The following is a 6,000-nucleotide window of genomic DNA, read 5'->3' on the forward strand; positions in this document are numbered from 1 at the left end:
ACAAAATCCGCCGATGGTCGCAATCGGGGTAAATGCCTTTGTCCCTTGGTGGCTGTCGTAGTAATATTTGAACAATTTTCCGGATTCAACGCTTCTTCCCTTTATCAATCTTGAAGGTAAACCACGATGACAGCCAAACGTCCTCTGGCACTACTGATCCTCGATGGCTGGGGCTATCGTGAAGATCATGAAAGCAATGCGATCTTCCATGCCAATACCCCAGTGCTCGACAGGCTCAATGCCACTTATCCAAGCGGTTTAATTTCCGGCTCAGGCCACGATGTGGGCTTGCCCGACGGTCAAATGGGCAACTCCGAAGTAGGCCACATCAACCTCGGCTCCGGCCGTATCGTGTATCAGGAACTGACCCGCATCAGCAAAGCCATTGAAGATGGCGAGTTTGATGCCAACCCGGCGTTGTGTCAGGCAGTGGATGCGGCGATTGCCGCAGGTGGTGCTGTGCACCTGATGGGCCTGCTGTCACCCGGTGGCGTACACAGCCACGAAGAGCACATTGAAGCCATGGTACGGCTGGCCGCCAAACGCGGTGCCACCAAGGTGTATCTGCACGCCTTCCTCGATGGCCGCGACACGCCGCCACGCAGCGCCAAAGGCAGCCTCGCCCACTTTGAAGCCCTGTTCAGTGAGCTGAATGTTGGCCGCGTAGCCTCTGTTATCGGCCGTTACTTCGCCATGGACAGGGACAACCGCTGGGACCGCGTGGTGCAGGCATACGACCTCATCACCCAGGGCAAAGGCAAGCACAGTTATCACAGCGCCGTTGCCGCGCTGGACGCCGCTTATGGCCGTGACGAAAACGATGAGTTTGTTTCACCAAGCGCCATTGTTGATACCAACGACCAGGCGGTAACCCTGAACGATGGCGACGCGCTGATTTTTATGAACTTCCGCGCCGACCGTGCCCGTCAGATAAGCCGCAGCTTCACCGACCCTGCTTTCAATGGCTTTGAGCGCGCCGTGACTCCAAAGGTCAACTTTGTGATGCTCACCGAATATGCCTCAGACATCGCCGGCAGCATCGCCTTCCCATCGGAAGATCTCAGCAACACCCTCGGCGAAGTGCTGCAAAACCGCGGCATGACCCAGCTGCGTATTTCCGAGACGGAAAAGTATGCCCACGTCACCTTCTTCTTTAACGGTGGCAAAGAGCAGCCTTTTGACGGCGAAGACCGCATCCTCATCAATTCGCCCAAGGTCGCCACCTACGACCTGCAGCCGGAAATGAGCTCGACTGAACTCACCGACAAATTGGTGGAAGCAATTGAATCGGCTAAGTATGATGTGATCATCTGTAACTATCCCAATGGGGACATGGTCGGTCATACCGGTAACTTCGATGCCGCCGTCAAGGCGTGCGAAGCAGTTGACGCCTGTATTGGCCGGGTGGTTGAGGCGCTGGGTAAAGTGGGCGGCGAATGTATCATCACCGCCGACCACGGCAACGCCGAACAAATGCGTGACCCAAGCACAGGTCAGGCACACACGGCGCACACCAGCGAGCTGGTACCCTTCATCTATGTTGGCCGTAAAGCCCACATCGCCAAAGGTGGCCGTCTGAGTGACGTCGCACCCACTATGCTCAGCCTCATGGGACAGGACATTCCGGCCGATATGACCGGCCGCGTGTTGATTTCCATCGAAGAGTAATGCATTTGTCGCAGCACATTCTGAAGAAAGCCGGCATCCTCGCTGGCTTTCTTATCTTCTCTATGCCGCTCCAGGCCGATGATCTGGAGCGCCGTCAGGCTGAGCTTAAATCGCTGCAAAGCCAGATAGCCAAAGAACAGAATGTGCTGAAAGACGCCAGCAAACGCCGTGAAAAACTGCAGGCGCTGCTGAAGCAGGATGAACAGGCCATCGCCAGTGTGGCCAAAGCGGTGAAGGAAACCCGTGCCAGCCTCAAACAGGTTGACCGCAAACTCGAAGGCCTCAAAGGCCGCAGCGAAGAACTCAATCGCCTTAAGGCGAGCCAGCAAGCAACCCTGTCCAAACAATTGGCCAGCGCCTACCTTGCCGGCAGTCACGATTACACCAAGATGCTGCTCAGCCAGCAAAATCCGGCCAAAGTTGAGCGCATGCTGGCGTATTACCAGTATTTGAACAACGCCCGCATGAAAGCCATCAACGAACTCAAGCTCACCATGGATGAGCTAAGGCAAAACCATGCCGAGCAAATCGATGAGCAGGAAAAGCTGACCGCGCTCGCCGCCAAGCAGCAGGAACAATCCAAGCGTCTCGAAGCCGAGCAGTCGCAGCGTCAGGCCACCATAAAAGAACTGCAAAAGACGCTGTCGTCCCGCGGCGCCGAGCTTGAACAGCTGCAAATTGAAGAAGCAAGCCTCAAGCGGGTACTGGATCAGGCACTCAAAGCCGTGAAAGACAGCCCCAAACTCACCGGCCTTGCCAGTCAGCGTGGCAAACTAAGCTGGCCAACCAAGGGCAGCCTCAGTGAATCCTTCGGCGCCGCCCGCTCAGGACAAATCAAATGGAAAGGCGTAGTGCTTTCTGCCCCCGAAGGTCAGGATATTAAAGCCATTTCCGACGGCAAGGTAATTTATGCCGACTGGCTTAAAGGCTTTGGTATGGTACTGGTGCTCGATCACGGCCACGGTTATATGAGCCTTTACGGTCACGCACAGGCCCTGCTTAAATCACCGGGTGACCTGGTCAACGGCGGCGAAACCGTGGCACTGGTAGGACGTTCCGGTGGACAGACAGAGCCTGGCCTATACTTCGAGATAAGGCACAAGGGGCAGGCCGTCGACCCGGCAACTTACTGCAAGCGCTGATACCTGCCCCGCACAGCAGGGGGCCTTTTATGTCACAGTTCATCCGCTATCTCGGCGCTATGTGCCTGGGTCTGACACTTGGCCTCTCGGTCAGCCTGTCAGGACAGGAAAACGCCAAATCCATGTTAAGCCAGTATGACTACCCATTGCTGGTAGACATTATGGATACCATCGAAACCTATTACGTGAATCAGATAAGCAGGGATGAGCTTATTCAGGGCGCCATCGAAGGCATGTTCAAAAAGCTGGACCCATACTCGAGCTACCTTTCGCATCAGGATCTTACCCATGTAAAAGACAGTAATCGTGGCGAGTATTTTGGGTTTGGCTTTGAGATTGCGTCTGACGACAACCATATCCGCATTGTCGCCCCGTTTTCCGGTTCACCGGCCGCCAAGGCAGGTATTGCCGCCGGTGACACCATAGAAACCGTGAATCACAAGCCAGTTGAGGACATGGATTTAAGTGCCGTGCTGGCCGAAATCCGCTATCACAGCGTGAATGATTTGCCACTGACAATGACGCTAAAGCATGCAGAAGCAAGCTACAGTGTCACCCTCAAACCGGGCACCATTTCGGTGAGTTCAGTGGCGGGTAAATGGCTTGAAGGCGACATCGGCTATATTCAGCTCACCAGCTTTCAGGAAAACAGCACCGAAGAGCTAATTGCCCAGCTCGAGCAGTGGCATACACCGGCCAAAGGGCTCATTCTCGATTTACGCAACAATCCGGGCGGCCTGCTTGATCAAGCCATCCGCATCGCCGACCTCTTTCTCGCAAAGGGGCGAATAGTCTCAACATCCGGCCGCTTTTTCGACGCCAACTCAGACTATTACGCCTCACCGCAAACCCTGATGGCCAACGTACCTATATTGGTGCTCATCAACAAAGGTTCAGCCTCGGCCTCGGAAGTACTGGCCGCGGCACTGCAGGAAAATGGTCGGGCACTGCTGATGGGCGAAACCAGCTTTGGCAAGGGGACAGTGCAAAGCATCATACCCACCATCAATATGGACAGCGCCATCAAACTCACGATTGCCCATTACAGCACTCCCAAAGGCCATGATATTCATGCAAAAGGAATAGAGCCCGACATAAAAATAGCCAGCGGGAATACTGTTAAAGACGGTAACGATGTGCCTATAATCGAGCCTGAAACGATACTTAATTCTGCTTCAGACCCTATCTTGGCCTCCGCCATCGACTGGATTGAACAGCAAAAATAAACAATAAAATAATACTCAGTGCGCTATTTGCTTGGTTTGCTGCTTGCAGCAGGGATGTTTACAGCCCAAGGGGCCCAATTGGCTATCATCATTGACGATATAGGCTATCGTCAAACCGATGAGGATGTCCTGTCACTTCCAAAAGATATTACCCTCTCGGTTATTCCACTCAGTCCGCTTGGCGTTGAGCTTGCAGGTAAAGCCCATAAGCAGGGCTACGAAATTATGTTGCACCTGCCGATGCAGGCATTAAATGGCAAGCCGCTCGGTAAAGGCGGGCTGACCAAAGACATGAGCGAGCAGGAAATTAAGCGTAAGGTCGACGATGCCATTGTCCGCATTCCTTACGCCAAAGGGGCAAACAATCATATGGGCAGCCTGCTGACCCAAATGGACAGCCATATGCTGTGGGTGATGGAGCGGCTCAAGCAAAACAATCTGTATTTCGTCGACAGCCTGACCACAGGACACAGCAAAGCGGCCAATCAGGCCGAAGCGATTGGCGTGCCTATGTTGAAGCGACATGTATTTCTGGACAATGACACCAGTAAAAAAGCACTGGAGAAGCAATTCAGGATCATGATGGAACAGGCACACCAGCAAGGCTTTGCCGTTGCTATTGCCCATCCTCATCCCGCCACAGTCAGATTTCTGAAAGCCAATCTGCCGCGTTTGGCACAGGAAGGCATTACCTTGGTGCCAACCTCACATCTGTTGCCATATCGCCTGGCACAGCAACAAGGAACTAGCCCAGCTGTAAGACTGAGATAGTGCGGTCCGGCAGCAGCGCCAGCAACTCGTCCCTATTTGAGACTATGTCCGCGAGAGAATAGCGATCGAGTACCGCTAAATAAGCCGCCACCGCCTCGGCCAATACGCCTTTCAGCTGACAGGCAGGTGTAAGCCGGCAATATGGTTTGCTGCAATCTATCGGCGCGAGTGAATGCTCAAGCTCACGAACCAAAGCGCCAAGGTTGATATCACCGGCCGCTTTTGCCAAACGGAAACCACCCGCCTTGCCCCGCACCGTCTGCAGGTATCCAACCTTACCCAGATGATGGATGATTTTCGAAACATGATTTGGCGACAAATCAAATACTTCTGTGATCTCGGCGATTCGGAATAACGCCGTACGTTCAGGCTGCACCGCCATATACATCAAAGTTCGTATGCCAAAGTCGGTATAGCGGGTCAATTGCATAAATCACCTAGAAAAATCAATTTGTTGCAGATTCCAGAGATGTGATGATCCACATAGCCTCTTCGTTGCTGGCGCCACACACATCCACAGTAGCGCTGAAGTCGCTGCATACTTGGGGCCGCTCAGGCTGGCCAAAGATCAGGCACAAATTATCATCACTGAGCTGAACGCAACGCACACCGGCGGGCTTGCCCTGCGGCATTCCCGGGATCGGGCTACTGATGGAAGGCGCGATACAACAGGCGCCACATCCCAAACGACATTCCACTTCCATCTCCCGGATTATACCGTTCAAATTACACAGACCCAGATTAATAGGGCAATTGTGCCGACTGACGCACGCAATTGACAGTTATAAGCGTTTAAGCAAAGCAAAAAGGCCACCCTGTTGGGTGGCCTTTTTGTTTTATTTGGCGCCTGGCGATGACCTACTCTCACATGGGGAGACCCCACACTACCATCGGCGTGACTGCGTTTCACTTCTGAGTTCGGAATGGGATCAGGTGGGACCACAGCACTAATGTCACCAGGCATAAACTTGTCTGGAACAAAGTTTAAACGCGCTTCAGCGCGGCCAGTTAGGGTCAACTACATGGATGTAGTTGATAAATTCGTTCCGAAATCTGGAAAGCTGTGCAACGAAATTAAGTGGTGGTCGCTACTGGGATCGAACCAGTGACCCCCTCCTTGTAAGGGAGGTGCTCTCCCGGCTGAGCTAAGCGACCGGTATTCGTTTGCTGTATTGAGTCAATCACTTCAATCA

At 53.4% G+C, this 6,000-nt stretch carries 6 protein-coding genes, 1 tRNA gene and 1 rRNA gene; 4 read left to right on the forward strand and 4 right to left on the reverse strand.

Going from position 1 to position 6,000, the window contains the following annotated elements:
- The first annotated feature begins 126 nt into the window (after positions 1-126).
- The 4 genes from gpmM to KJI95_RS16995 are packed head-to-tail and all read left to right on the forward strand — an operon-like array spanning position 127 to position 4,807.
- Complete coding sequence (gene gpmM, locus KJI95_RS16980) at positions 127-1,668, forward strand: 2,3-bisphosphoglycerate-independent phosphoglycerate mutase (protein WP_214508385.1); 1,542 nt, start codon at positions 127-129, stop codon at positions 1,666-1,668.
- Positions 1,668-2,810, forward strand: coding sequence for a murein hydrolase activator EnvC family protein (locus KJI95_RS16985; RefSeq protein ID WP_432653814.1), 1,143 nt, complete (start codon positions 1,668-1,670; stop codon positions 2,808-2,810). Before gpmM ends, KJI95_RS16985 begins: the two co-directional genes overlap by 1 nt.
- A gap of 29 nt (positions 2,811-2,839) precedes the next feature.
- Complete coding sequence (locus KJI95_RS16990; protein ID WP_214508386.1) at positions 2,840-4,036, forward strand: S41 family peptidase; 1,197 nt, start codon at positions 2,840-2,842, stop codon at positions 4,034-4,036.
- Positions 4,037-4,054: 18 nt separating this feature from the next.
- Positions 4,055-4,807, forward strand: coding sequence for a divergent polysaccharide deacetylase family protein (locus tag KJI95_RS16995; protein ID WP_432653815.1), 753 nt, complete (start codon positions 4,055-4,057; stop codon positions 4,805-4,807).
- On the opposite strand, the gene KJI95_RS17000 is transcribed toward KJI95_RS16995, so the two are convergent.
- The 4 genes from KJI95_RS17000 to KJI95_RS17015 form a co-directional block, all read right to left on the reverse strand.
- Positions 4,782-5,237, reverse strand: coding sequence for an Rrf2 family transcriptional regulator (locus KJI95_RS17000; protein WP_214508388.1), 456 nt, complete (start codon positions 5,235-5,237; stop codon positions 4,782-4,784). The two genes, KJI95_RS16995 and KJI95_RS17000, sit on opposite strands and share 26 nt — an antisense overlap.
- Positions 5,238-5,253: 16 nt before the next feature.
- Positions 5,254-5,505, reverse strand: a complete 252-nt coding sequence (locus KJI95_RS17005) for a YkgJ family cysteine cluster protein (protein WP_214508389.1) — start codon at positions 5,503-5,505, stop codon at positions 5,254-5,256.
- Positions 5,506-5,652: 147 nt separating this feature from the next.
- Positions 5,653-5,768, reverse strand: a 5S ribosomal RNA gene (rrf, locus tag KJI95_RS17010).
- 118 nt (positions 5,769-5,886) lie between these two features.
- Positions 5,887-5,962: transfer RNA gene (locus KJI95_RS17015), tRNA-Val, on the reverse strand.
- Between the last annotated feature and the right edge of the window lie 38 nt (positions 5,963-6,000).

The organism is Shewanella jiangmenensis, from assembly GCF_018596335.1.
Classification (GTDB): domain Bacteria; phylum Pseudomonadota; class Gammaproteobacteria; order Enterobacterales; family Shewanellaceae; genus Shewanella; species Shewanella jiangmenensis.

What these genes read in the sequence shown, in the direction of transcription:
- gpmM (WP_214508385.1), top strand. Translation starts at nt 127, where the DNA reads ATGACAGCCAAACGTCCTCTGGCACTACTGATCCTCGATGGCTGGGGC.
- KJI95_RS16985 (WP_432653814.1), top strand. Translation starts at nt 1,668, where the DNA reads ATGCATTTGTCGCAGCACATTCTGAAGAAAGCCGGCATCCTCGCTGGC.
- KJI95_RS16990 (WP_214508386.1), top strand. Translation starts at nt 2,840, where the DNA reads ATGTCACAGTTCATCCGCTATCTCGGCGCTATGTGCCTGGGTCTGACA.
- KJI95_RS17000 (WP_214508388.1), bottom strand. Translation starts at nt 5,237, where the DNA reads ATGCAATTGACCCGCTATACCGACTTTGGCATACGAACTTTGATGTAT.